General features: G+C 64.6%; 24 protein-coding genes. 14 read left to right on the forward strand and 10 right to left on the reverse strand.

The window, feature by feature from the left end; all coding sequences use genetic code 11:
- Positions 1 to 122 precede the first annotated feature (122 nt).
- The 4 genes from EHH60_RS28120 to tyrS form a co-directional block, all read right to left on the reverse strand.
- Positions 123 to 1,817 (reverse strand): methyl-accepting chemotaxis protein, encoded by a 1,695-nt coding sequence (locus tag EHH60_RS28120; RefSeq protein WP_124162634.1) that lies wholly within the window; start codon positions 1,815 to 1,817, stop codon positions 123 to 125.
- A 365-nt stretch (positions 1,818 to 2,182) separates the two neighbouring features.
- Positions 2,183 to 2,620: a DoxX family protein gene (locus tag EHH60_RS28125; protein ID WP_124162635.1), complete on the reverse strand. Its 438-nt coding sequence runs from the start codon at positions 2,618 to 2,620 to the stop codon at positions 2,183 to 2,185.
- Between the two features lie 219 nt (positions 2,621 to 2,839).
- A complete protein-coding gene (locus EHH60_RS28130; RefSeq protein WP_124162636.1) occupies positions 2,840 to 4,111 on the reverse strand; it encodes an MFS transporter in 1,272 nt (423 codons plus the stop codon).
- Positions 4,112 to 4,168: 57 nt separating this feature from the next.
- Entirely contained in the window at positions 4,169 to 5,422 is a 1,254-nt protein-coding gene (gene tyrS, locus EHH60_RS28135) for a tyrosine--tRNA ligase (protein ID WP_124162637.1), read from the reverse strand.
- 165 nt (positions 5,423 to 5,587) lie between these two features.
- On the opposite strand from tyrS, the gene EHH60_RS28140 reads away from it, so the two are divergent.
- The 3 genes from EHH60_RS28140 (at position 5,588) to EHH60_RS28150 (ending at position 7,800) form a co-directional block, all read left to right on the forward strand.
- The gene (locus EHH60_RS28140) at positions 5,588 to 6,691 is read left to right on the forward strand and encodes an anhydro-N-acetylmuramic acid kinase (protein WP_124162638.1); all 1,104 of its coding nucleotides are present in this window, start codon (positions 5,588 to 5,590) and stop codon (positions 6,689 to 6,691) included.
- Between the two features lie 97 nt (positions 6,692 to 6,788).
- Entirely contained in the window at positions 6,789 to 7,466 is a 678-nt protein-coding gene (locus EHH60_RS28145) for a glutathione S-transferase family protein (protein ID WP_124162639.1), read from the forward strand.
- A gap of 10 nt (positions 7,467 to 7,476) precedes the next feature.
- Entirely contained in the window at positions 7,477 to 7,800 is a 324-nt protein-coding gene (locus EHH60_RS28150) for a DMT family transporter (protein WP_124162640.1), read from the forward strand.
- A gap of 12 nt (positions 7,801 to 7,812) precedes the next feature.
- On the opposite strand, the gene EHH60_RS28155 is transcribed toward EHH60_RS28150, so the two are convergent.
- From EHH60_RS28155 to EHH60_RS28165, 3 genes are all read right to left on the reverse strand, one after another.
- A complete protein-coding gene (locus tag EHH60_RS28155; protein ID WP_124162641.1) occupies positions 7,813 to 8,103 on the reverse strand; it encodes a DUF1330 domain-containing protein in 291 nt (96 codons plus the stop codon).
- A gap of 63 nt (positions 8,104 to 8,166) precedes the next feature.
- Entirely contained in the window at positions 8,167 to 8,814 is a 648-nt protein-coding gene (locus tag EHH60_RS28160) for an alpha/beta hydrolase (RefSeq protein ID WP_024337874.1), read from the reverse strand.
- Positions 8,815 to 9,150: 336 nt separating this feature from the next.
- Positions 9,151 to 10,005 (reverse strand): LytTR family DNA-binding domain-containing protein, encoded by an 855-nt coding sequence (locus EHH60_RS28165; protein ID WP_245454608.1) that lies wholly within the window; start codon positions 10,003 to 10,005, stop codon positions 9,151 to 9,153.
- Between the two features lie 179 nt (positions 10,006 to 10,184).
- On the opposite strand from EHH60_RS28165, the gene EHH60_RS28170 reads away from it, so the two are divergent.
- From EHH60_RS28170 to EHH60_RS28210, 9 genes are all read left to right on the forward strand, one after another.
- Positions 10,185 to 11,375: an acyltransferase family protein gene (locus EHH60_RS28170; protein WP_124162642.1), complete on the forward strand. Its 1,191-nt coding sequence runs from the start codon at positions 10,185 to 10,187 to the stop codon at positions 11,373 to 11,375.
- Positions 11,376 to 11,428: 53 nt separating this feature from the next.
- On the forward strand, positions 11,429 to 12,568 hold the full coding sequence (locus EHH60_RS28175) for a cysteine desulfurase family protein (RefSeq protein WP_124162643.1): 1,140 nt from the start codon (positions 11,429 to 11,431) through the stop codon (positions 12,566 to 12,568).
- 113 nt (positions 12,569 to 12,681) lie between these two features.
- Positions 12,682 to 14,178: a Fe-S cluster assembly protein SufB gene (sufB, locus tag EHH60_RS28180; RefSeq protein WP_124162644.1), complete on the forward strand. Its 1,497-nt coding sequence runs from the start codon at positions 12,682 to 12,684 to the stop codon at positions 14,176 to 14,178.
- A gap of 62 nt (positions 14,179 to 14,240) precedes the next feature.
- On the forward strand, positions 14,241 to 14,990 hold the full coding sequence (gene sufC / locus EHH60_RS28185; protein WP_124162645.1) for a Fe-S cluster assembly ATPase SufC: 750 nt from the start codon (positions 14,241 to 14,243) through the stop codon (positions 14,988 to 14,990).
- Positions 14,991 to 15,002: 12 nt separating this feature from the next.
- A complete protein-coding gene (sufD, locus tag EHH60_RS28190; protein ID WP_124162646.1) occupies positions 15,003 to 16,307 on the forward strand; it encodes a Fe-S cluster assembly protein SufD in 1,305 nt (434 codons plus the stop codon).
- The gene (locus tag EHH60_RS28195) at positions 16,304 to 17,551 is read left to right on the forward strand and encodes a cysteine desulfurase (RefSeq protein WP_124162647.1); all 1,248 of its coding nucleotides are present in this window, start codon (positions 16,304 to 16,306) and stop codon (positions 17,549 to 17,551) included. The genes sufD and EHH60_RS28195 overlap by 4 nt, the downstream gene beginning before the upstream one ends.
- Positions 17,548 to 17,919, forward strand: a complete 372-nt coding sequence (locus EHH60_RS28200; protein ID WP_124162648.1) for an SUF system Fe-S cluster assembly protein — start codon at positions 17,548 to 17,550, stop codon at positions 17,917 to 17,919. Before EHH60_RS28195 ends, EHH60_RS28200 begins: the two co-directional genes overlap by 4 nt.
- 108 nt (positions 17,920 to 18,027) lie before the next feature.
- Positions 18,028 to 18,369: a HesB/IscA family protein gene (locus EHH60_RS28205; protein ID WP_025036042.1), complete on the forward strand. Its 342-nt coding sequence runs from the start codon at positions 18,028 to 18,030 to the stop codon at positions 18,367 to 18,369.
- Positions 18,370 to 18,531: 162 nt separating this feature from the next.
- Positions 18,532 to 18,993 (forward strand): TfoX/Sxy family protein, encoded by a 462-nt coding sequence (locus EHH60_RS28210; protein WP_124162649.1) that lies wholly within the window; start codon positions 18,532 to 18,534, stop codon positions 18,991 to 18,993.
- 49 nt (positions 18,994 to 19,042) lie between these two features.
- Here the strand turns inward: EHH60_RS28210 and EHH60_RS28215 are convergent, their stop codons facing one another.
- From EHH60_RS28215 to EHH60_RS28225, 3 genes are all read right to left on the reverse strand, one after another.
- Complete coding sequence (locus tag EHH60_RS28215) at positions 19,043 to 20,110, reverse strand: GGDEF domain-containing protein (protein WP_124162650.1); 1,068 nt, start codon at positions 20,108 to 20,110, stop codon at positions 19,043 to 19,045.
- A gap of 166 nt (positions 20,111 to 20,276) precedes the next feature.
- A complete protein-coding gene (locus tag EHH60_RS28220) occupies positions 20,277 to 21,761 on the reverse strand; it encodes a DEAD/DEAH box helicase (RefSeq protein ID WP_124162651.1) in 1,485 nt (494 codons plus the stop codon).
- A 299-nt stretch (positions 21,762 to 22,060) separates the two neighbouring features.
- A complete protein-coding gene (locus EHH60_RS28225) occupies positions 22,061 to 23,035 on the reverse strand; it encodes an AraC family transcriptional regulator (RefSeq protein WP_124162712.1) in 975 nt (324 codons plus the stop codon).
- A gap of 196 nt (positions 23,036 to 23,231) precedes the next feature.
- Here EHH60_RS28225 and EHH60_RS28230 point away from each other — a divergent pair, with 196 nt between their 5' ends.
- Together EHH60_RS28230 and EHH60_RS28235 are read left to right on the forward strand one after the other, a co-directional pair.
- The gene (locus EHH60_RS28230; protein ID WP_124162652.1) at positions 23,232 to 24,746 is read left to right on the forward strand and encodes a caspase family protein; all 1,515 of its coding nucleotides are present in this window, start codon (positions 23,232 to 23,234) and stop codon (positions 24,744 to 24,746) included.
- 91 nt (positions 24,747 to 24,837) lie between these two features.
- Entirely contained in the window at positions 24,838 to 25,053 is a 216-nt protein-coding gene (locus EHH60_RS28235) for a hypothetical protein (RefSeq protein WP_124162653.1), read from the forward strand.
- Positions 25,054 to 25,106: the final 53 nt, after the last annotated feature.

The following is a 25,106-nucleotide window of genomic DNA, read 5'->3' on the forward strand; positions in this document are numbered from 1 at the left end:
GCTTGTCCCGGGTATCCACGTTCTTCGTGCGGCGCGGCCAAAAACGTGATGGCCGGGACAGGCCCGGCCATGACGAATGTGGCGACGCTTTCGCGCTAAACGTCTCGAGTCGGGGGGGCGCGTCAGGCGGCGCGCACGCCCTTCAGGAACGTTCCGACTTCGCCGGAGAGCTGCTCGGCCTGCTTGGAGAGGTTCGAGGCTGCGGCGAGCACCATGCCGGCGGCGTTGCCGGTCTCGTTGGCGGCGGTGGAGACGACCCCGATATTGGTGGTGACCTCCTTGGTCGCCTCCGCCGTCTGCGAGACGCTGCGGGCGATCTCGGCGGTGGCGGCGCCTTGCTCCTCGATGGCGGCGCCGATCGAGGTCGCGATGCGGCTGACCTCCTCGATGGTGGCGGTGATGCCGCCGATCGCATCCACCGCTTCCTTGGTCGCACCCTGGATCTGGGCGATCTTGTCGCCGATCTCGCGGGTGGCTTCCGCGGTCTGGCTTGCCAGCGACTTCACCTCGGAGGCGACGACGGCAAAGCCGCGGCCGGCTTCGCCGGCGCGCGCCGCCTCGATGGTGGCGTTGAGCGCGAGCAGGTTGGTCTGGGCCGCAATGCTGGAGATCAGCTCGGCGACGTGCTCGATCTGCTGGGCGCCGTCGGACAATGCGCGCACGATGGTGTCGGTGCGGCGGGCGCTGTCGACGGCACGGCCGGTGACCTCGGCCGATTGCGCGACCTGACGGCTGATCTCGGTGATGGAGGAGGAGAGCTCCTCGGCGGCGGCCGCGACGGTCTGGACGCGCTGGCTGGCTTCGGTGGCGGCGGAGCCGACCACGGAGGCGCGGCGGTTGGTGCCTTCGGCGGTCGAGGACATCGACTTGGCGGTGGCCTCGAGCTCACCGGAGCCGGAGGCCATCAGGCCGACGAGCTGGCCGACGGAGGCATCGAAGCGGTCGGCAAGCGCGATCAGGGCCTCGCGCTTCTCCTGCTCGGTGCGCGTCTTGGTGGCGGCCTGTTCGGCCTCCAGCGCGCGCGCCGTCAGTGCCGTCTGGCGCAGGATCTCGAGGGTCTCGGCCATGCGGCCGATCTCGTCGCCGCGATCGGTCTCCTCGACCGGTCTGTCGATGGCGCCTTCGGAGATCTCCTGCATGCGATTCTTCTGGCGCTCGAGCGCGCCGAGCACGTCGCGGGCGATCAGCCAGGACAGCGTCGCCATCAGCAGCATCAGGCCGAGGCCGATCGCGCCGAGCTCCAGCGTCAGCGCGCGCACGTCGGCGTCGATGTCGTCGACATAGAGGCCGTAGCTGATGGTCACGTTCCAGGGCGCGAATTTGCGTGCGAACACGGTCTTGCGGACCGGCTCGGTCTGGCGGGGGCGGGGATAGAGATAGGAGGTCACGCCGCCCTGCGCGGTCTCGCTGCCGGCCTTGATGATGGCGTCGGCGATGAGCACGCCGTTGGAATCCTTGGCGCCGGTGATCTTGCCTTCGAGCTGCTGATTGGCGCCGTTGACGACCAGGGAGCCATCCTGATTGTAGACCACCGGATAGCCCTGGTTGCCGTTGAAGTTCATGCGACGGCCGCGCTGGTGGAACAGGCTCTTGGCCTCGGCCGCCGTCAGCTTGCCGGCGGTCACTTCGTCCTGGAGCGCTTGGGCGTAATTGTAGAGGAGCTCGACGGCGGTCCGCATCTGCTGGACGCGGTCCTCCATCATGCGGCTCTTGCTGAGCACGGCCGATACGCCGATGATGGCCGTGACTGTGAGAGCCGCAAGGCAGACCATGCTGGCAAGCTTGGTGCGGATCTTCAAATGGCTCAGCAGCTTCATCACAGCCCCTACGGAATGGTTGTTGTTGCTCGCATGGGTAGCAGGAAGTTCTTACCAAACGTGAACATGCGCGCGCAGAACCGCGCCGCGCGAAAGCTGCCGTGCGGTCTTATGCGCAAGCCTGCAACCAGACCGACGACAGGCGCCGGTGCAGGCCAATGCGGAGGCCGGAGAGAATTGGTTTTTCGCTTTGGTGGGCGGCCGGTCGGACAGGAGCGCTCATGAACCGATTCGTTCACCGAATCATCATGTCCGTGCTGCTCGTGGCGGTCCTCGTTCTCATCTGGAACGTGCTGGGCGCGCGCTGAGCCGCACCGGCTGATCCGCCGGTGCTGTCTTACTTTCAGGTTAACCGGCGAAGCGCGTCAGCGCCGCGCATAAGCGTCGCCGCCTGCGCCGCTCTCCTTGCCCATTGCGGCATCGACGCTCACCGAGCCGCCGCCGGCCGCCGAGAGATAGAGACAGGCGAAGCAGAACAGGATCGCGGCGGTGCCGCCGTTCAGCAGCGGCAGGAACACCGGCGTCTCGCCCTTGAGCATGTGGCCCATGAAGTAGGCGAAGGCCATTTCACCCGAGAGGATGAACGCGGTGAGCCGCGTGAACAGGCCGAGCATCAGGAGCGCGCCGAGCACGAGCTCGATCGCGCCGGCCGTCCAGATCAGCGGCGGAATGTTGGCGAAGTAGGGAAGCACCGGAAACTTGAACAGCTTGGCGACGCCATACTGGAACAGCAACAGGCCGGTGATGAAGCGAAACAGGCTCAGAAGAACCGGCTGAAAGCGAGAGAGATAAGGAAAGTCCATCGGTTTGCCCTCCATCCAATGCTGCGACTTGGACCGCATTCGGTTTCGTCTCGCAAGCCACCCAGGATCAATTCCGCGCTGACATTTTTGTCATGTCGGACAAAACACCGCAGGCACGGCTTTTCAGCCGCGCGCGATCCGCTTTTTCGCACATGTTCGCCTCGCGCCCGTACGTAATAGCCCGGTGATGCCAAGGGATGCAGGTTACGTCGAGGAGACCTACTCCCGCAAGGCGGGGACGATCAGGAATGGAGTCATTCCGAGAATCACGCTCGCAAGTGCGAAGACCAGCAGGAGATTGTAACCGTGCGTTGCATCGTGAATCAGACCGCCGCTCCATGAGCCGAAGGCCGAGCCCAAGCCGCTGCCGATCGAGATGGTGCCGAAGATGGTGCCGACGCGCTTGCCGCGAAAGATCTTCATCGCGGTCGCCGTGATCAGCGGCCCGCGGGAGCCCATCATGCTGCCGAAGCAGACGACGAAACCGGTGAGCAGGATGACGTTCGGATAGTACTGCAACAGCCAGAGCAGAACGATGCCGAGAATCGAGATCGCGTAGCTGAGCAGCACCGACGGCCGGCGTCCGATCAGGGCGTCGAGCGCCGAGACCCCCAGCATGCCGAACACCAGCACGATGCCGGAGAAGCCCCAGGCGGTCGCAGCCTGGAGCGGCGGAAAGCCGGCGTCGATCAAATAGGCCACGATCTGCGCCGCGATGGAATACATGCCGACCGCGGTGAAGAAGAAGGTCGAGAACAGCGCCCAGAAGGCATGATGACGCATCGCGCTCGCAAGGGTCCAGCCGCTGTCGACGAAATCCGGATCGCTCTTCTTGGTCACGTGCGGTGAGCCGGCCGCGAACATGCGCCAGGGCAGGAGCAGCAGCGGCACCAGCAGCCCGAGCGCGGCGAGGCCGTAGACCTGATAGGTTTCACGCCAGCCGAGATGATCGATCAGAAGCTGCGAGGCCGGAAGCAATGCCAGCACGCCGCCGCCCATCGCCGAGAAGACCACCGCCATGGCGGTCGGCAGCTTTGGGCCGAACCAGCGGCCGAGCAGGATCGAGTTGGGCACATTGCCGATGAAGGCAACGCCGATGCCGACGCAGATGCCGATCGACAGCTGGAATTGCCAGAGGGCTTGCGCGTGGCTCGCGATCAGAAAGGCCGAACCGAGCAGGAGCAGCCCGAGCGCATAGACGATACGGGGCCCGGAATGATCGAACAGGCGCCCGACCAGCGGTGCGGTCAGTCCGCTGACGAGCCAGGTCAGTGAATAAATCGAGACGACCTGGGCGCGATCCCAGCCGAAGTTTTCGGAGATCGGCTTGAGGAAGACGGTGAAGCTCTCGCTGAGCCCGCGTCCAAGAACCGCCAGCGTAAAGCACAGGCCGAGCACGACGAGAGCGGTGCGCACCGCCTTCGGCCTGGTGCTTCCGGCTTGTTCCTTGCTCGCTTCCGCTGTCGTTTCTTTGGTCGCGTTCTGGTCCATTGCCGGTCAGGAGGCGCGCTTCGGCGCGACCTGACAAGCAGTGAAAAGCTCATACGCCTATGCAGGCTTGATGAGCACGTGCTTCTTCTTGCCGAAGGACAGCTTGATCACGCCTTCCGGCGTCAGATTGCCCGCCGACAGGGCCATCTTCTCGTCGGTAACTGGCGCGTCGTTGACGCGCAGGCCGCCGCCCTTGATCTGCCGTCGGGCTTCGCCGTTGGAGGCAACGAGGCCTGCCTTGACGAAGGCGTTGAGCACGCCGAGGCCGGCGTCCAGCTCGCTACGCGGAATTTCGACGGTCGGCAGGCTTTCGGCGAGCGCGCCTTCCTCGAAGGTGCGGCGCGCGGTCTCCGCGGCTTCGTTCGCGGCGTCGCGGCCGTGCAGCAGCGCGGTCGCTTCGGTCGCGAGTACCTTCTTGGCCTCGTTGATCTCCGAGCCGCCCAGCGCCTCGAGCTTCCTGATCTCGGCCATCGGCAGCGTCGTGAACAGCTTCAGGAACTTGGCGACGTCGGCGTCCTCGGTGTTGCGCCAGTACTGCCAGAAATCGTATGGGCTGAACTGGTCGGCATTGAGCCAGACCGCGCCTTGCGCGGTCTTGCCCATCTTGGCGCCGGACGCAGTCGTCAGCAGCGGCGTCGTCAGCGCGAACAACTGGTGGGTCCCCATGCGGCGGCCGAGATCGACGCCCATGATAATGTTGCCCCATTGGTCCGATCCGCCCATCTGGAGGCGGCAGCCGGTGCGCTTGGCTAGCTCGACGAAGTCGTAGGCCTGGCAGACCATGTAGTTGAATTCGATGAAGCTCATCTCCTGCTCGCGCTCGAGACGCAGCCGCACGGAGTCCATGGTCAGCATGCGGTTGACCGAGAAGTGGCGGCCGACATCGCGCAGCATCTCGATCCAGTTCAGCTTGGTCAGCCATTCCGCATTGTCGAGCATGATGGCGTCGCTCTTGCCCTCGCCATAACGCAGCACCTTCGCGAACACGCCGCGGATCGATTCCTTGTTGGCCTCGATCTCGGCAATGGTGCGCATCGCGCGCGTCTCGTCCTTGCCGGAGGGGTCGCCCACCATGGTGGTACCGCCGCCCATCAGCGTGATCGGCTTGTTGCCGGACTGCTGCAGCCAGTGCAGCATCATCATGGTCAGGTAATTGCCGATGTGCAGCGAGCGGGCGGTGCAATCGTAGCCGACATAGGCGATGGCTTCGCCCTTGGCGGCAAGCGCATCCAGCCCCTCGAAATCGGAGCATTGGTGGATGAATCCTCGTTCCTGCAGGATATTGAGGAAATCCGATTTAAATGCAGTCATCTGTCGGCGCGCCTGACAATTTTTGGTTTACTGTTTTGGGGGCAATTTAGGGGTCTTCCGCGGGAACCCGATGTCCGCCCGCCACCTGGCGCGTTGGCATTATAAGATGTGTCCCTCTGGCACAAGATCAGCAGGCCAGGGCGGGTCTCTTGAGGACACTGATCCATGATGTTGACGGCACTCGGTCTGATGAGCGGCACCTCGCTGGACGGGGTGGATGTCGCGCTGATCGAAACCGACGGAAAGCAGGTGAAGGCGTTCGGGCCGACCGGCTACCGGGCCTACAGCCCGGCCGAGCGCAACCTGCTGCGTCAGGCGCTGAACGAGGCCTTGCATCTGCAGCAACGCGACGCCCGCCCGGGCATTCTGGCCGATGCCGAGCGCGCGGTGACGCGGGCTCATGCCGAGGCGGTCACGGCCTTCCTCGCCCAGAACCGCATGAGACCGGAGGACATCGACATCGTCGGCTTCCATGGCCAGACCGTGCTGCACCGGCCCGAGAAGCGGCTGACGGTGCAGATCGGCGATGGGCCGGCACTGGCCAAGGCGATCCATATTCCCGTCATGTATGATTTCCGCGCCGCCGACGTCGAGGCCGGCGGGCAGGGCGCCCCCTTCGTGCCGGTCTACCACCGAGCGCTCGTCCAATCGCTGGAGCGCGAGGCGCCGATCGTCGTGGTCAATATCGGCGGCGTCTCCAACATCACCTATATCGACGGCAACGACGCTTTGATTGCCTGCGATACCGGCCCCGGCAATGCATTGCTGGACGATTTCATGTACCGCACCATGAGCCAGGCGTTCGATTCCGAAGGCAAATTCGCAGCGCTCGGCAAGGTGGATGAGGCCTGGATCAGCCGGGCGCTGGAGCTGCCGTTCTTTGCACTGCCGCCGCCGAAATCGCTCGACCGCAACGATTTTGCCGCCCTGAAGCTCGGCGACGTCGCGCCGGCCGACGGCGCCGCGACGCTGACCGCCTTCACCGCGGCGGCGATCGCCCGCATCATTCCGCTGTTGCCGCGGCGACCGCGGAGCTGGATCGTCTGCGGCGGTGGCGCGCGCAACCTCACCATGCTGCGGATGCTGCGGGAGCGGGTGGGCTCGGCCACCGTCGAGGCCGCGGAGACACTCGGCTGGGCCTCCGATGCCATCGAGGCGCAAGCCTTCGGCTTTCTCGCCGCCCGCGGCCTGAAGGGCCTGCCGCTGTCCTATCCGGCGACGACGGGCGTGCCGATGCCGATGACGGGTGGGATCATGACCCGGCCCTGAGATCACGGCCGATTAATGCAAGTGCATTGATCTTGACGAGTTCATGCAAATGCATCTAGATTGGATGCATCTGCATCTAGCCGCCGGGATCATCGCCATGACCGCCTCGCTCAAACTGATCAGCCACAAGCTTTGTCCCTATGTGCAGCGCGCGGTGATCGCGCTGAAGGAGAAGGGCGTGCCGTTCGAGCGGATCGACATCGATCTCGCCAGCAAGCCCGACTGGTTTCTGAGGCTGTCACCGCTCGGCAAGGTGCCGGTGCTTGTGGTGACGACGGAGAAGGGCGAGGTCGCGCTGTTCGAGAGCAACGTCATCTGCGAGTACATCGAGGAGACGCAAGGCGGTGCGAAGCTGCATCCGGCGGATGCTTTGAAACGCGCCGAGCACCGCGGCTGGATGGAGTTCGGCTCGGCGATCCTCGGTGATCCCTGGGGCCTGGAAACCACGAGTGACCCGGCGATCTTCGAGAACAAGCGCCAGGCGCTCGCGGCGAAATTTGCGCGCGTCGAGGCCGCGCTTGGCACAGGTCCATTCTTTGCCCGCGACGCGTTCAGCCTCGTCGACGCCGTATTCGCGCCGATCTTCCGCTATTTCGACCTGTTCGACGAACTGACCGAGCACGGCATCTTCCGCGATGTGCCGAGGGTCCGTGCCTGGCGCGCCGAGCTCGCGAAGCGTCCGAGTGTGCGCACCGCAGTCGGCACAGACTATCCGCAATTGCTGCGCGCCTTCCTCCTTCGCCACGACGCGCATCTGCTCAAGCTCGCGGCCTGAGCACGGTCCGATGTCGCAATCCCTGGCTTGGCTGATGCTGGTGATCGCAGGCGCGCTCGATGTCGGCTGGGCGATCTCGATGAAATATGCGGAAGGCTACACGCGCGTCGGCTGGAGCGTCGCTTCGCTGGTGCTGCTCGCAGCCTTCGTCTTCCTGCTCGGCCGGGCCTTGAAGGTGCTCGAGGTCGGCGTCGCCTATTCGGTCTGGACCGGCATCGGTGCCGCCGGCACCTTCTTGATGGGCGTGGTGTTGTTCGGCGAGTCCTTAAGCGCGATGAAGCTTGCGGGCATCGCGCTCGTCTTGATGGGGATCGTCGCGCTGAAGCTGGCGTAGACAGTTGTGTAATCAGATGCACCCATCGGCAAGGAGCAGCCTGCTGGTCGTCGTCGCCTGGCGCAGTTTGAACAGAGGCTGAATGTCGGGATCATCCAAGAAGGCCTGAGCTTTCTCGCGATCCGCAAATTCGATGATGACGAGGCGCTCGGGCGCCCAGTCGCCCTCGATCGTGGTCGGCTCGACGCCGCGCACGATGTATCGTCCTGAATGCTTCGCAATGAATGCCGGGATTTCAGCGATATAAGTCTTGAATCCGGCGTGGTCGTTCACCGACAGATCAAGAACCAGATACGCCTTCATCGCTCGCAATCTCCAGCGTGACGGTCCGTAGCCATGCCACGAACCTGTCTACGCCGGAAGATCTCACCGCACGTTGGCCAGGCGCATGTCGAGATAGGCCGTGATGGTTTCCATCAGCGGCTCGAGCTTGGCGTCGAAGAAGTGGTTGGCGCCGGGGATGATCTGCTGGTCGATCACGATGCCCTTCTGCGTCTTCAGCTTCTCGACCAGAGTGTTGACGTCCTTGGGCGGCACCACCGCATCCTTCTCGCCATGCACGATCAGCCCCGACGACGGGCAGGGCGCGAGGAACGAGAAGTCGTAGAGGTTCGCGGGCGGCGCGATCGAGATGAAGCCTTCGACCTCGGGGCGGCGCATCAGCAGCTGCATGCCGATCCAGGCGCCGAACGAGAAGCCGGCGACCCAGCAGGCGCGCGCTTCGGGATTGATGGTCTGCGCCCAGTCGAGCGCGGCGGCTGCATCCGACAATTCGCCGGTGCCGTGGTCGAACGAGCCCTGGCTGCGGCCGACGCCGCGGAAATTGAAGCGCAGCACCGAGAATCCGCGATGTGCGAAGGCATAGTAGCACTGGTACACGATCTGATGGTTCATCGTGCCGTGGAACTGCGGATGCGGATGCAGGATCATCGCGATCGGCGCGTTCTTCTGCTTGGCGGGGTGATAGCGGCCTTCGAGACGGCCCGCAGGGCCGGTGAAAATGACTTCAGGCATGGATGTCTCTGATTGAGTCCCTTGGAGGTGATCCCTGCGCAATCAACCGACTGTGGCTCCATCAGCGTTGCTGCCGACGGGAGCACGAATGAGGGTGGAAAGGCGCGCCCTCGGATGATGCGTGAGTGGCGCGCAGGTGAACTGACGCGCGCGTTCTAACACAAGGCAAGGGTCAAAAAGCAAGCTTCTTCGACATCTCTCAATGCGCTCAAGAGCTTAGTCAGTCATGGCAACGTCATCTTCGGCCTGCCGCCCATGACCGGACCTGCTCGGGTTCAACCGGAGAACAGTGGTGGTTGGCCGCTCTGCCGGAGGGCAGTGCTCAACCAATTGGAATCATGACTGTTTCGCCGGTCGATCGGCAGTGGTGATTTCCGCCGGGGCGGTTCGGCCTCCGAGCGAAGCGACCGCCGGCCGGTAACGTCGGCTGCCCCCGAGCGACTGGCCGTTGTCGAAGGCGAGCTCGAAATCTCCGGAAGGCTTGAGGTCCACGCCGCGCACCCGATCGAGATTGGCAAGCTTGGTTCGATGAACGCGGACGATGGAAAAGCGCGCCAGCTCGCTTTCCGCGGCGGCCAGCGTGCCCCGGATCAGGTGCCGGGTGCCGTCGGCGAGGCTGTATTCGATGTAGTTGCCGGCGGACGCGACCCAGAGGATGTCTTGAGGCACCACGCGAACGCGGCTCGTGCCGTCGCGCAGCCAGATCACATCTGGCGATAAAGCCTGTCGGCGGGCCGGTGGTGTCGGCGGAGCGGCCGCGGCGCGCTTCAGCTCGCGGCGGCTTTCGAGCAGCCAGATCGTGCCGGCGATCAGGACGACCGCCACGGCATCCTTGCGGAATTCGTAAAGGACCGTCGCAAGCGAAAAACGGAAATCGTAGGCGCCTCCCGCGAGCCAGAGCGCAAGCTTCCGCACCCAGACCATGCCGCTGATGTGGAGCGCCGAAAAGCCTAGCAGGATGATCGCCCCGATTGCTGCGCGAGCGGCAAGGCCGGGCGTCCGGCGCATGCGGCGGACCGCCAGCACCAGGATCGGCAGCAGCAGGAGGATGACGGCAATGCTCGACATCTCCCAGAACAGCCGCCGGCCGATGTCGTAGCGGTCGCCGCGCCAGGCGGCGTCCTGGGCGAACGAAAACGCATTGACCATTCCGATCGCGAGCGCGACGGCCGCAATCGCGGCGAACATCATCCGGTCGCCGCCGCTGATCCCAAAAGACCCGCGACTCGTCCCGGCCGCGGGCGGCTCGTCCCCTCGCGCCCGAGTCTGATCCCAAACCGGCTCGACGCGCGCCGCAGGCGGAGCATTTTCGGTATCAGCAGCCATGGCCCGGAAACCGCGTTCGTCGTCCCGTCAAGGAGCAGAATACCATGACAACACCACAGCAATTCCAAAGCTCGGACAGGCGTATCGATCTGGACTGGGTGCGGATTTTAGCCTTCGGGCTCCTGATCTTCTACCACATCGGCATGCTCTACGTGTCCTGGGGATTTCACATCAAGAGCGTGCACCGGCTCACCTGGATGGAACCGGTGATGCTGTTCCTCAACCCATGGCGGCTGTCGCTGCTGTTCCTGGTATCAGGGGTTGCCACCCGCTTCATGCTCGGCAAGTCCAGCCTCGCCTCGCTTGCCGGTGCGCGATCGGCGCGGCTTCTGATCCCACTGATTTTCGGCATGCTCGTGATCGTGCCGCCGCAGGCCTATCTCCAGATCGTCGAAAGCCTCGGCCATCTCGCAGGCTTCTTCGATTTCTACACCAGGCACTACTTTGCCTTCGGCGCGCAGTTCTGTCCGAAGCCTTGCATCGTATTGCCGACATGGAACCATCTCTGGTTCGTGGTCTATCTGTGGATCTACACGATGGCGCTGATCGGCGTGCTCGCGCTGTGGCCGGCCGGCGCCGACCGGCTTGGCCGGAAGCTGGCTGACATGCTTGCCGGGCCCCGGCTCCTGATCGTGCCCTGCCTGCTGTATGCGGCTTGGCGCCTGGTGCTGTTCCCGGCTTTCCCCTCGACACATGCGCTGTTCGGCGACTGGTACAACCACGCGGACCACGCGACGGCCTTCCTGATCGGTTTCCTGCTGGCCAGGCACGAGGGGATCTGGCGCGATGTCGAGCGCCAGCGCTGGGTGGCCCTGCTGGCGGCAGCCGCCTGCTTCTTTGCCTTCATCCTGGTTCGCGCCGGCCTGTTCACGCCGTCGCCCGCGCTGAAGTGGGCCGCAGCCTCAGCCTACGGCTGTTACCAATGGCTCGCGATCGCCGCAGTGCTGGGCTTTGCGCGACGCACCTTCACGGCCGACGGCCCCGCGCGGCGCTATCTGACTGACGCGATCTTCCCGTACTACATCGTGCACCAGACTGCGATCATCGTGATCGCGCATCAATTACATGGCAGCGGTCTGTCGGCCGGGATCGAAGCGTCCATTGTCATCGTTGGGACCGCGCTCACATGTGTGGCGACCTATGAGATCGTCCGGCGCGTTGCCTGGGTGCGGCCGCTGTTCGGATTGCGGGCGGCGCCGCGAACCCTGCGAAGGGTGGAGCAGCAGCCGGCCTGACGAGCGCACGCCCTCCGATTGGCCGGCCGACAAAAGGTGCTAAGAGGGCCCCTATGCCGAACCGTGTCTATCTCGATTGGAACGCGACCACGCCGCTGCGCCCCGAGGCGCGGACGGCGATTGTCGCGACCTATGACCGCGTCGGCAATCCGTCATCGGTCCATGCCGAGGGGCGGGAGGCGCGACGGCTGGTCGAGGAGGCCCGCGCCACGCTGGCAGCTGCGGTCGGCGCGCAGCCGCGTAACGTCGTCTTCACCTCCGCTGGAACCGAGGCCAATGCGCTGGCGCTCTCGCCGGGTTTGCGGGGGCCGTCCGGCGGCCCTGTCGAGCGGCTGCTGGTCTCCGCGGTCGAGCATGCTTCGGTGCTGGCTGGCGGCCGGTTCCCGGCAGACAGGATCGGCCTGATCCAGGTCACGCGCTCCGGCGCGGTCGACCTTGAGGACCTGAAGGTTCGGCTCAAGGACGGCCGGTCAGCCCTGGTATCGATCATGGCTGCCAACAACGAGACCGGCGCGCTCCAGCCCGTCGCCGAGGCCGCAAGCGTCGTCCACGAAGCCGGCGGCCTCCTACATGTCGACGCGATCCAGGCGCTTGGTAAAATCCCTTTTGACATCAGGAGGGTAGGCGCCGACCTTGCCACCTTTTCTGCACATAAGATCGGCGGCCCCAAGGGGGTCGGCGCACTGGTGATGACGGAGGGGATAACCGGTCTGGAGCCGGTGCTGCGCGGCGGCGGGCAGGAGCTCAACCGTCGGGCCGGAACCGAGAACGTCGCTGGGATCGCCGGCTTCGGGGCCGCGGTGAAGGCCGCGCTTCAGGCTCTGCCGGAGGATGTGAAGCGCATGGCAACTCTGAGAGATCGTTTGGAAAATGGCCTTCGCGGCGTTGCCAGGGCGACGGTCTTCTCGGACGACGTGGAACGCCTGCCGAACACCGTGCTCTTCACCGCGCCAGGCCTGAAGGCCGAAACCGCCGTGATCGGCTTCGATCTGGAGGGCATCGCGGTCTCCTCCGGCTCCGCCTGTTCCTCGGGAAAGGTCCAGCCGTCCCACGTCCTGTCGGCGATGGGGTACGATCCGGCCGTGGCCCAGGGAGCGGTGCGCCTCAGTCTGGGCTGGTCCACGGGACCAGAGGACATCAATAGGGCGTTAGAGGCTTGGCGAAAGCTTGGTAATACCCTACTTAAGAGCTAAGCGATGAAACACGGCTCGAACGGTTCTAAGCCCGTGCTTTCCGCAGAGAAATATCGTAATACTCGACCGAGTTTGATCCACCGCGGTCCTTGAAACCGCGAGCGGAGGATGGAATGCCAGCCGTACAAGAGACGGTCGAGCGCGTGAAGCGCATCGACGTCGACCAGTATCGTTATGGGTTTGAGACCCTGATCGAGTCCGACAAGGCCCCCAAGGGTCTGTCGGAAGAAACCGTCAAGTTTATCTCCGAGAAGAAGAACGAGCCCGCCTGGATGCTCCAGTGGCGGCTCGAGGCCTATCGGCGCTGGCTGACCATGACGGAGCCGACCTGGGCCCGGGTCGATTATCCCAAGATCGACTTCCAGGACCTCTATTATTACGCGGCGCCGAAGCCGAAGAAGACGGTGTCCTCGCTCGACGAGATCGATCCGGAGATCCTGAAGACCTACGAGAAGCTCGGCATCCCCTTGCGGGAGGTCGCGATGCTCGAAGGCGTCGAGCCCAAGGTCGGCGAGGAAGATCCGGCGCGCCGCAAGATCGCGGTCGATGCCGTCTTCGATTCGGTCTCGGTCGCGACCACCTTCAAGGCGGAGCTGAAGAAGGCCGGCGTGATCTTCATGCCGATCTCGGAGGCGATCCGCGAGCATCCCGAGCTGGTGCAGAAATATCTGGGATCGGTGGTTCCGACCTCGGACAATTTCTACGCGACCTTGAACTCGGCGGTGTTTTCCGACGGCTCGTTCGTCTACGTGCCGCCCGGCGTGCGCTGCCCGATGGAGCTGTCGACCTATTTCCGCATCAACGAGCGCAACACCGGCCAGTTCGAGCGCACGCTGATCATCGCCGACAAGGGCTCCTACGTTTCCTATCTCGAAGGCTGCACCGCGCCGCAGCGCGACGAGAACCAGCTGCACGCCGCCGTGGTCGAGCTCGTCGCGCTCGACGACGCCGAGATCAAGTATTCGACGGTGCAGAACTGGTATCCCGGCAATTCGGAAGGCAAGGGCGGCATCTACAATTTCGTCACCAAGCGTGGTGACTGCCGCGGCGCCAATTCCAAGATCTCCTGGACCCAGGTCGAGACGGGATCGGCGATCACCTGGAAATATCCGAGCTGCATCCTGCGCGGCGACAATTCCCGCGGCGAGTTCTACTCGATCGCGATCTCGAACGGCTTCCAGCAGGTCGATAGCGGCACCAAGATGATCCATCTCGGCAAGAACACGTCGAGCCGGATCATCTCCAAGGGCATTGCCGCCGGCAAGTCGCAGAACACCTATCGCGGCCTCGTCACCGCGCACCGCAAGGCGACCGGGGCGCGCAACTTCACGGCCTGCGACTCCCTGCTGATCGGCGACAAATGCGGCGCGCACACCGTGCCGTATATCGAAGCCAAGAACTCCTCGGCAACGTTCGAGCACGAGGCAACGACGTCGAAGATCTCCGAAGACGTGCTGTTCTACTGCATCCAGCGCGGGCTCAGCCAGGAAGAGGCGGTCGGCCTCGTCGTCAACGGCTTCGTCAAGGACGTGCTGCAGCAGCTGCCGATGGAATTCGCAGTCGAAGCGCAGAAGCTGATCTCGATTTCGCTCGAAGGGTCGGTCGGCTGACCGCCGACCCTCGAGGCGCGCACCTCGCGCTCCAACATCAATTGAATAGACTGGATACCAAGATGGCTTTGCTTGAAGTGAAAGACCTCAAGGTTCGTGTCGAGGAGCGTGAGATCCTCCATGGGCTGACGCTGACCGTGAACGAGGGCGAGGTGCACGCGATCATGGGGCCGAATGGCTCCGGCAAGTCGACGCTCTCGCACGTCATCGCCGGCAAGCCCGGCTACGAGGTCACCGACGGTCAGATATTGTTCAAGGGCGAGGATCTCCTGGAGATGGAGCCGGACGAGCGCGCCGCGAAGGGCGTGTTCCTGGCGTTCCAGTATCCGGTCGAGATTCCCGGCGTTGCCACCATGAACTTCCTGCGCACCGCGCTCAACGCGCAGCGCAAGGCGCGCGGCGAGAGCGAATATTCGACGCCTGACTTCCTCAAGAAGGTCCGCGAAGTCTCGAAGTCGCTGAACATTCCGCAGGACATGCTCAAGCGAGGCGTCAATGTCGGATTCTCCGGCGGCGAGAAGAAGCGCAACGAGGTGCTGCAGATGGCGCTGTTCGAGCCGAGCCTGTGCATCCTCGACGAGATGGATTCCGGCCTCGACATCGACGCGCTGCGCATCGCGGCCGACGGCGTCAACGCGCTGCGTTCGCCCAAGCGTGCGATGGTCGTCATCACCCATTATCAGCGGCTGCTGAACTACATCGTGCCCGACGTCGTGCACGTGATGTCGAGAGGCCGCGTCGTGAAGAGCGGTGGCAAGGAGCTGGCGCTGGAGCTGGAAGCGTCCGGCTACGCCCAGTTCGAGGCCGCGTAAGGATTGGTTGCAATGAACGTTGCTGTGGCAAAGACCGGAAGCCGCCGCGCGGTGAGCGATCTCTTCGCCAGCGCAGAAGGCCGTTTGCCGGGATCGCCCGATGTGATCGCGGCGCGCCGCGAGGCGTTCGAGAGCTATGAGCGTCTCGGCCTGCCGCATCGCCGGATCGAGGAATGGAAATATACCGACCTGCGTGCGCTCGTGGGCGAAGTGCTGCCGCTGGCAGCCGCCCCCGATGCCGCCGCGTCGAAGCGCGCGGCTGAGGCGGTGAAGGCGCATGCGATCGCGGGCGCCTGCAAGCTGGTGCTGGTCGACGGCGTGTTCGCGGCCGACCTGTCCGACGTGAAGGCGCTGGTCGCCGAGGCAAGCTTCAAGACGCTGCGTGAGACGCTGGAGAAAGATGCCGGTCTGCTGAAGACCGCGAGCACCGATGCGGTGATCGCGCTGAACGCCGCCCTGGCGACCGACGGCGTCGTGCTGTCGATTGCGGATGGCGCGCAACTGTCCGCGCCGATTCAGATCATCCACGTCGCGACCGCCGCGTCGACCTCGGCGTACACCCGTTCGCAGGTTGTGGTCGGGAAGGGCGCTCGCGTCACCATCGTCGAGACTTTTGTCGCGACGGAAGCCGAGGCCTACCAGGTCAACGACGCCGTCATCGTCTCGGTCGGCGACAACGCCGATGTTGCGCATGTCCGCCTGATGGATGACGCGCCCGACGCAGTGAACATCACCTCGCAGTTCGTCACCATCGGCGCCAACGTGAAGTTCAACTTCTTCAACATGACCACGGGCGCCGCGGTGAGCCGCCTGCAAGGCTTCATCACGCTGGCGGGCGAGGGCAGCGAGCTCTCGGTCAACGGCGTGAACCTCCTCAAGAAGACCGAGCATGGCGACACCACGCTGGTGGTCGACCATGCCGTGCCGAACTGCGTCAGCCGCGAGATCTTCCGCGCCGTGATCGACGACCGCGCTCATTCGGTGTTTCAGGGCCGCATCATCGTCCGTCCCGACGCGCAGAAGACCGACGGCAAGATGATGACCCGCGCGCTGCTGCTCTCGGACGAGGCCGAGGCGGACAACAAGCCCGAGCTCGAGATCTTTGCCGACGACGTCTCCTGCGGCCACGGCGCCACCGCCGGCGCGCTGGACGACAGCCTGCTGTTCTATCTCAAGGCGCGCGGCCTGCCGGAGAAGCAGGCCCAGGCACTGCTGATCCAGGCGTTCGTGGGCGAGGCGATCGAGCAGATCGCCGACGACAGTTTGCGCGAGCATGTGATCGGCATCGCCGAGCGCTGGCTGGAGCAGCGGTCATGAGCACGCATCCGGCAGTCAAGAACGGCGCCTATGACGTCGCGCGCGTGCGCCAGGATTTCCCGGCGCTCGCGATGCAGGTCTACGGCAAGAAGCTGGTCTATCTCGACAACGCCGCGTCCGCGCAGAAGCCGCAGTCGGTGCTCGACCGCATGACGCAGGCCTATACATCCGAATACGCCAACGTGCATCGCGGCCTGCACTACCTCGCCAATGCGGCGACCGAAGCCTACGAGGGCGGCCGCACCAAGGTCGCGCAGTTCATCAACGCTGGGCGACCTGAAGAAGTGATCTTCACCCGCAACGCGACCGAGGCGATCAACCTGGTCGCGTCGTCCTGGGGTGGTCCGAACATCAAAGAAGGCGACGAGATCGTCCTCTCGATCATGGAGCACCACTCCAACATCGTGCCGTGGCACTTCCTCAGGGAACGCCAGGGTGCCGTGATCAAATGGGCGCCGGTCGACGACGAGGGCAATTTCCTCGTCGACGAGTTCGAGAAGCTGCTGACGGCCAAGACCAAGCTGGTCGCGATCACGCAGATGTCGAACGCGCTCGGCACCATCGTGCCGGTCAAGGAGGTCGTGAGGATCGCGCATGCGCGCGGCATTCCGGTGCTGGTCGACGGCAGTCAGGGCGCGGTGCATCTGCCGGTCGACGTCCAGGATCTCGGCTGCGACTTCTACGTCTTCACCGGCCACAAGGTCTATGGCCCCACCGGCATCGGCGTGCTCTGGGCCAAGTACGACCACCTCGTCGCGATGCGCCCCTACAACGGCGGCGGCGAGATGATCCGTGAAGTTTCGCGCGACATCGTCACCTACGGCGACCCGCCGCACAAGTTTGAGGCGGGCACCCCACCCATCGTCGAGGCCGTCGGCCTTGGTGCCGCGATCGACTATGTCAATTCGATCGGCAAGGAGCGCATCGCCGCGCACGAGCACGATCTCACCACCTATGCGCAGGAACGTCTGCGCGAAATCAACTCGCTGCGGCTGATCGGCACGGCGCGGGGCAAGGGCCCGGTGATCTCCTTCGAGCTCAAGGGCGCGCACGCCCATGACGTCGCCACCGTGATCGACCGCCAGGGCATCGCGGTGCGCGCCGGCACCCATTGCGTCATGCCTCTTTTAGAGCGGTTCAACGTCACGGCCACCTGCCGCGCCTCGTTCGGCATGTATAATACGCGGGAAGAAGTCGATCATCTGGCACAGGCGCTGCTGAAGGCGCGGGATTTGTTCGCATGAGTGACACGGCTGAAATCAAAACCAATCCGATGGAGACCCATTCGGCATTGCCGCCGGAGGAGACCGAGCGGCTGACCCGCGAGATCATCGCTGGGCTCAAGACCGTGTTCGACCCGGAAATCCCGGCCGACATCTACGAGCTCGGCCTGATCTACAAGGTCGAGATCAAGGACGATCGCTCCGTGGACGTGCAGATGACGCTGACGACGCCGAACTGTCCGGCCGCCGGCGAGCTGCCGACCATGGTCGAGAACGCGGTCGCCAGCGTGCCAGGCGTCGGCGTCGTCGACGTCAAGGTCGTCTGGGAGCCGCCGTGGTCGCCGGAACGCATGAGCGACGAGGCGCGTCTCGTGCTCAACATGTGGTGACGCTACCATCGGCATTGAATTCGCTCCGCAACGGACCACATAAATAACATGACCCATGCGATACCAGCATCCTCCACTCCGAAGCCGCGGCGGCCGCGCCCGCAGGTGATGCGGCTGACGGATGCCGCTGCCCAGCGTATCACCGAGCTGACCCAGCGCGCCGATTCGGAGATCGTGGGCCTGCGCGTCGGTGTGAAGAACGGCGGCTGCGCCGGCCAGTCCTACACGGTTGAATACGCCCACGAGATCCGGCCGACCGACGAGGTGGTCGAGGACAAGGGCGTCAAGATCCTGGTCGATCCCAAGGCCGTGCTGTTCCTGCTCGGTACCGAGATGGACTACAAGGCCGACAAGATGCAGGCCCAGTTCGTCTTCAACAATCCCAACCAGATCTCCGCCTGCGGCTGCGGTGAATCGGTCGAGCTGCGGCCGGCCAAGATCGACGGGTAATTTCGGCCTACGCCCTCATGTCCCGGCCGCGCTGCAGCGCGTTTGCGCTGCTGCGCAGAGCAGGGACCCACGCTATAGTCACCGGTGCAAGACGGCTGGGCCCCGGCTCTGCGGCGCACCGCTACGCGCTTCGCTGCGTCCGGGGCACGAGAGAGCGTGTGCATGGACCGCGAATTTCTGATCGATCTGTTCGCCGATTTCGGCCCCGTCACCATCCGCAAGATGTTCTCGGGCTACGGCATCTCCGCCGACGGCGTCAATTTCGCACTGTCCTTGCGCGCCGGCCTGTTCTTCCGCGCGGACGAGACGACCATTCCGGACTTCGAGGCGGAAGGCTCAAGGCCGTTCCAGTACCAGACGCGCGCCAAGACCGTGATGGTCAACTCCTACTGGGAGCTGCCCGCGCGCCTGTTCGACGATTCCGCAGAGCTTGCACAATGGGCGAGGGCCGCGCTCGCCGCCGCCCAGCGCGCCAAGGTGAAGAAGCGGCCGAAGGCGAAGAAGGCGGCGGCGAAGAAGACGAAGCCGGAGAAGCCCGTTGCGAAGAAGCGACCGGCCAGGAAGACCGCCAAGAAGGCGTTTGGCGCGGTGGGCAAAGCAAAGCGTGCCCGCCGTTCAAGATAGAGATGGTGGGCACGGCACTTTGCCCGCCCTACAAAGAGCCGGTGAAAACCTACGCCACCCGGCTGTGCGTCTCGACCGCGTATTCCGGATCGGCTTCGCAGATGACGCGGTTGCGACCGTTGCGCTTGGCGGCGTAGAGGCAGGCATCCGCACGCTCGATCAGCGAGTCGGTGTCGTCGCCCTCCTTGAGCATGGAGACGCCGACGGAGATGGTGACGCGGCCGAGGATCTCGCCGGTCGATTTCTTCTTCAATTCCTTCGCCATCACGGCGCGGCGGATGTGGTCGGCTACCGTGAGAGCCTGGCGCAGCGCGGTGTTGGGCAGTACGACCGCGAATTCCTCCCCGCCATAGCGGGCGGTGATATCCTGGCCCTTGATGGTCTGCTTCATCGAAAGGCCGACGAGCCGCAGCACCTGGTCGCCGGTGAGATGGCCGTAGGAATCGTTGAACGACTTGAAATGATCGATGTCGAACAGCAGCAGCGACAACGGCTCGCCCGAGGCGAGGGCGCTCTGCACGGCCATGCCGATCATGCGGTCGAAATATTTGCGGTTGCCGAGGCCGGTGAGCGGATCGGTCAGGCTCTCGGCGCGGATCGCTTCCAGGCTCTGCTGGAGATTGCTGATCTCGTTCTTGGACAGCGTGAGCCGGTCTTCCAGCGCCTTGTTGGTCTCGCGCATCTCGCTGGTCGAGCGCAGCAGGGCTTCGACGATCGCCTTGATCTGGTCGCGGTCCTTGGCCGACGACAGTTGCTCGGTCGCGCCCGACAGGCTGGCATCGTAGGCGCTGGTCATGCCGAGCGCGTCGCCCAAGACGTTCATCACGTCGTCGATCTCGCCGATGACGCGCGCGCCAACCTTGTCGATGCGGTCGGTGGTCTTGATGTGGGAGAGATAGGTCTCGTAGATCTGCTCGAGATCGGCTTCAGTCAGCTTGCCGCTGCGCGCCAGCGTCTCGTTGATGATCTTGTTGAGCGGTGCGTTGTAGCCGGTGGCGTAGACGTACCAGATCTCGTAATTGCGGGGAATGGCCGTCTGTCTGAGCGATCGGATCTGACCGAGCGCCACCTCGGCGAACGCCAGCGTGCGTTCGTGTTCGTCGAGTACCTTGATCACTGAACATCCCCACAACGGCCGACGCGCCATCGACCGCAGCAATCCTTAAATTATGTTCGTAGGCTAACGGACGATCGTGAACGCCCCGTAAATATACGTTCATGGGGGGCATCCAAAAAATTGCAGATCGAGGGTTTTCAACCGAAATCTGGAGCGCCGGCGCGCTTCAGGCCCCGGCGGGGGAGCGCACCGGCCGCAGCAGAAACGCCGGCAGATGCGAGTGATCGCCCGGCTCGCTGTCGATCTCGCGCTGGCGGCGCGGCTCGGGACGGCCGATCGAGGGCACATGCGACGAATTCGCTTGCGGGCGCGCACCATGGCGCGGCTCGGATGATTGCCTGGCTTCGCGCGGAGGCCGTGCCTCGCGGGCGGGCCTTGCCTCGGGAGCCGGCCGCGCCTCGCGCGGCTCGTGCCCGCGTTCCCGGTCATGACCGCGCCGCTCGCCGCGCTGCGGCTTGCCGCGTCCTCCGCGTGAACGTTCACGGCCGCGCTGCTCGCGCGCATCGATAGCCTCGGCCGAGACTTCGAAATCGCCTTCGGCGCGCGGAATGCTCTGGCCGATCAGCTTTTCGATCGCTGCCATCGACTTCTGGTCGAGTGGTGTCACGATCGAGATCGCGGTGCCGGTGCGGCCGGCGCGGCCGGTGCGGCCGATACGATGAACGTAGTCGTCGGCGTGATGGGGAACGTCGAAATTGAAGACGTGGCTGACCTCGGGGATATCGAGGCCGCGGGCGGCGACGTCGGAGGCGACGAGCAGCGGCAGCTCACCCTTGCGGAACTGTTCGAGCGCCGCCGTGCGGGCCGACTGGTCCATGTCGCCGTGCAGCGCGCCGACGCTGAAGCCGTGCTTCTGAAGCGACTTGTGAACGATGGCGACCTCGCGCTTGCGATTGCAGAAGATGATCGCGTTCTTGAGGTCCTTGGCCTCGCGCAGCAGGCGGCGAAGCAGCTCGCGCTTCTCGTGCGCCTCGCGTCCGGCAGGCACCTGGGCTTGCGTGACGGTGACCGCGGTGGTGGCGGGCCTGGAGACCTCGACCTTCTGCGGATTGTGCAGGAAGGCTTCGGTGATGCGCCGGATTTCCGGCGGCATGGTCGCGGTGAAGAACAGGGTTTGCCGCGTGAACGGGACGAGCTTGCAGATGCGCTCGATGTCGGGAATGAAGCCCATATCCAGCATGCGGTCGGCTTCGTCGATGACGAGCAATTCGACACCGGTGAGCAGCAGGCCGCCGCGCTCGGTGTGGTCGAGCAGGCGACCGGGGGTTGCGATCAGCACGTCGACGCCGCGCATCAGCTTGGCATCCTGGTCGCCGAAGGAGACGCCGCCGATCAGCAGGGCGACGTTCAGCTTCTGGCCGGCGCCGTAGCGGTCGAAGTTTTCCTTCACCTGGGCCGCGAGCTCTCTGGTCGGCTCGAGGATCAGCGTGCGCGGCATGCGCGCCCGGGCTCTGCCCTTCTCGAGGATGGTGAGCATCGGCAGCACGAAGGCTGCCGTCTTGCCGGTGCCGGTCTGGGCGATGCCGAGCACGTCCTTGCGTGCGAGGACGTGAGGGATCGCCTGTTCCTGGATGGGGGTGGGGTTGGTGTAACCGGTAGCCGCCACTGCGGCGAGGACTTTTTCGGACAGTCCGAGATTTGAAAAGGACATTGAGCCTCTGGTCGAAACCGCCGTTCGGAATCGAGGGTAATAAGGCTGTCGCGTTCCACCCCGAAACGGCGCGCTCTCGAAGAAGCTGGGGGTGCTGACTCACGCGAACAAAGCGCAAGGCTCAGGAATCGCTCGTCGATCTGAGCCGCGTCGCCTCGGAACATAGGGGGGAATTGGCCAAAGTCAATGGAGCGGGCGCGGGAAGGCCCTAAAAAACCAGAGCTTTTTGCCCAAATCGCGGGCGTGACTCGGATTTTTCGCCCAGCCCGTCAGCACGGCCGGATCCGCCAATAGGTCGGCTAACGCCCATCCACCCCCTTGGCCCGGAAGTCGCCCGGCGCCATCCCATAAGCCGCGTTGAAGACCCGGTAATAGGTCGCAAGGCTCTCGAAACCGCAGGAGGTCGCGATGTCGGCGATCAGCAGATCCGGCGCTTCGCGCATCAGGCGGCGGCTCCGTTTCAGCCGCTCGTCCGTCACGGTCTGCGAGAAGCTCCTCTCTGCCGTCTCAAACAGCATGTGCAGGTGACGCACGGACACGCCGAGCAGGTCGGCCACCATGGTCGGCGCCAGATCGGGGTTTTGCAGGTGGCGGGCGATCAGGCGGCGGGCCTGCGAAAGGCGCGCGGTTCGCAGCGCGGCCTGGCCGCGCCGGCTGCCGGGCCGCACAATGCCGCGCTCGATCAGCGCCAGATGGGCCAAAGCTTGAACCAAGGAGGTCTGGACGACAGGGGGTGAATCGGCGGCATCATCCGCGGCGGCCTCGCCGAGATCGGCAAAGCAGGCAGCGAGCAGGGGCGCCAGGGCCGGATCGTCGAACGTCCGGGGCGCAAGCTCGCGCACGCGTCTGTCCTGCGTCGGGATGTTGCTCACGGGAATCTTCAGGATCCGCAGATGGAAGCCCCCGGCGCCCAGCGGTGCGGTGCGGTAAGGCAGGTCGGTATGGCTGGTGGCGAAGCTGCCATTGGCAATCGAGAAGTCGCTTGCGCGCATGCCGCCGAACCAGCCACCGCCGCCGAGCTGCTGATAGACGCAGATTGCGTCACCCGGGGCGTCGGCGATGTCGGACGTGCTGCGCTCGACCGCGTAGGCCGAGGCCCTCAGCTCGACGAGGCCAGCGCCGCCAAGCTGGCGCAGCGAGAATTCGCCGAAAAAGTCCGTTCGGCGCTCGCGCTCGAGCTCGGCAGTAACGCCGAACAATCCCTTGGCGCGCACTTCGCGCCAATACTCGAAGCGGTCGTGTGGCTCCACCTCGTCCGTACACCAGCGAAACACGGCCGCCCCTCGTTTCCGGCGAAATCGTTCAAGAAGAAGCAGATTCCAATGCAATCTGCCATAGCCCAGATCGTGGATTCGGAGCCCCTTGAACCGTCGTTGCCGCTGGGCCGACTATCACACAGCGGCGGGGGATCCCATGAACTGCTATTCGAAGGAACCGGCGTAGGGCCGTTCTGCAACGGGATATTTTGCGATGAGGCGTCGGCTTTTCGGAATTCTGGCGGCCCTTGGCCTCGCGGCGAGCCTGAGCGGCTTCGCAGCGCCGGCCCAGGCCGAGAAGCGCGTCGCGCTCGTCGTCGGCAATAACGATTACAGGAACGTCCCGAAACTGCTCAAGGCGGTCAACGACGCTCGCACCATGGGGGACACGCTCAAGCAGCTCGGCTTCTCTGTCATGGTTGCCGAGAACCAGAGCCGGCAGCAATTCTCCGAGACGCTGCTCGCCTTCGACAAGGCGATCGAGCCCGGCGACACCGCGTTTTTCTTCTATGCCGGCCACGGTTTCGAGATCGCAGGTCAGAACTATCTGCTGCCGACCGACGTGCCGGCCGCGACGGAAGGCCAGGAAGAGCTGGTGCGTGACGCCTCGATTCTCGCCGACCGCATCGTCGAGCGCCTGCAGAACAAGAAGGCGCGCACCTCGATCCTGGTGTTCGACGCTTGCCGCAACAATCCGTTCGAGCGCAAGGGCACCCGCGCGGTCGCCGGCGGCGGCGGGCTCGCGCCGATGACGCAGCTGCCCGAAGGCGTGTTCTCGGTGTTCTCGGCGGGACCTCGCCAGACCGCGCTCGATCGTCTGTCCAACGACGACAGCAATCCGAATTCGGTGTTCACGCGCACTTTCGCCAAGGAGCTGCTCCAGCCCGGCGAGAACCTCGTGCAGGTGGCGCAGCGCACCCGCCGTGCCGTCAGCGAGCTGGCTGACACCGTGAAGCACAGGCAGGTCCCGGTTTACTTCGACCAGATGGTGGACGACGTCTTCCTCAGCGGCATGGCGAAGGATGCCGCCGCGCGTTCCGACGACCCGCCGCCGCAGAAGCTCGCGGCGCTGCCGCCGGTCGCAGTGCCGCAGATCCCCAAGGAGGAGACCCTCAACGCGCCGATCGCAAGCTTCTCGCGGCACAATGGCGGCTGGAGCGTGACGTTCTCTTTCGCCGACCCGACGCTCGGCATTTCCTGGCGCGTGGCCGGCAAGAGCGATTTCCGCGAGACCGGATTCATCGACACGCTCGATCCGCGCACGCGCAAGCGGATGCCGAACCCGTCGATCGAGCTGCCGCCTGACGCGCAGGCCGGCACCATCGAGGTCCGCTATGTCGATCAGTCCGGCGAGATGCAGGGGCCGTTCCCGATCAGGTTCGATCCCGAGGCCGCGCTGATCCGCGACCAGCGCAAGATCCTCGACATGACCGCGACGAGTTGGCTGTCGTTTCGCGAGTTCAACGGGCTGCTGGTCTATTACACGCATCTCGTGTCCTACCGCTGCGCCATCCGCGAGGTGCGCATCGGCATCGACACCGCCGTGCCGAACCAGGTGCTGAAGATGCCACCTTGCGACATGCGCGACCCCAGCGCGATCACCGCCGGCATGCCGCTCTATATGAAGCTCGCGCCCAGCACGCAGTCCGTCTCGGTGGAACTGACCTATCGCGACGGCAGCGTCTCGGAGATCAAGAGTTTTCGCAGCGCGAACCGCAGCGATCATTGATGCGCCGTTCAGCCGCCGGATCGACGGGATCGGCTGACGGAGCAGACGGCTTAAATCGGGACAGGCAAAGGTGGAAGTGCTAGAGCCGGGGATGACAAAATTCATCATCGTCGTGCTCCTTACGACGCTTCCGGTTCTGGCCCAAACGACGCCTGTTCCCACGGCGCCGCCACTCACTGACCGCGAACGCGTCCAGGCGGACCGCGCGAGGGCCGCCGAGGACGAGAAGGTCGCTCCGATCTCGCGCCCCTGGGATCGCGACGCCGACGGCAAGCGCCCATGGGAACGGAAATCGTCGAAGCCCTGAGGCAAGCGAACGTCGATTCCCGCGCAAGGAACAACCTGTTGGTCACCTGGATT

Origin of the sequence: Bradyrhizobium sp. RP6 (genome assembly GCF_003837805.1) — a bacterium.
Lineage (GTDB): Bacteria > Pseudomonadota > Alphaproteobacteria > Rhizobiales > Xanthobacteraceae > Bradyrhizobium.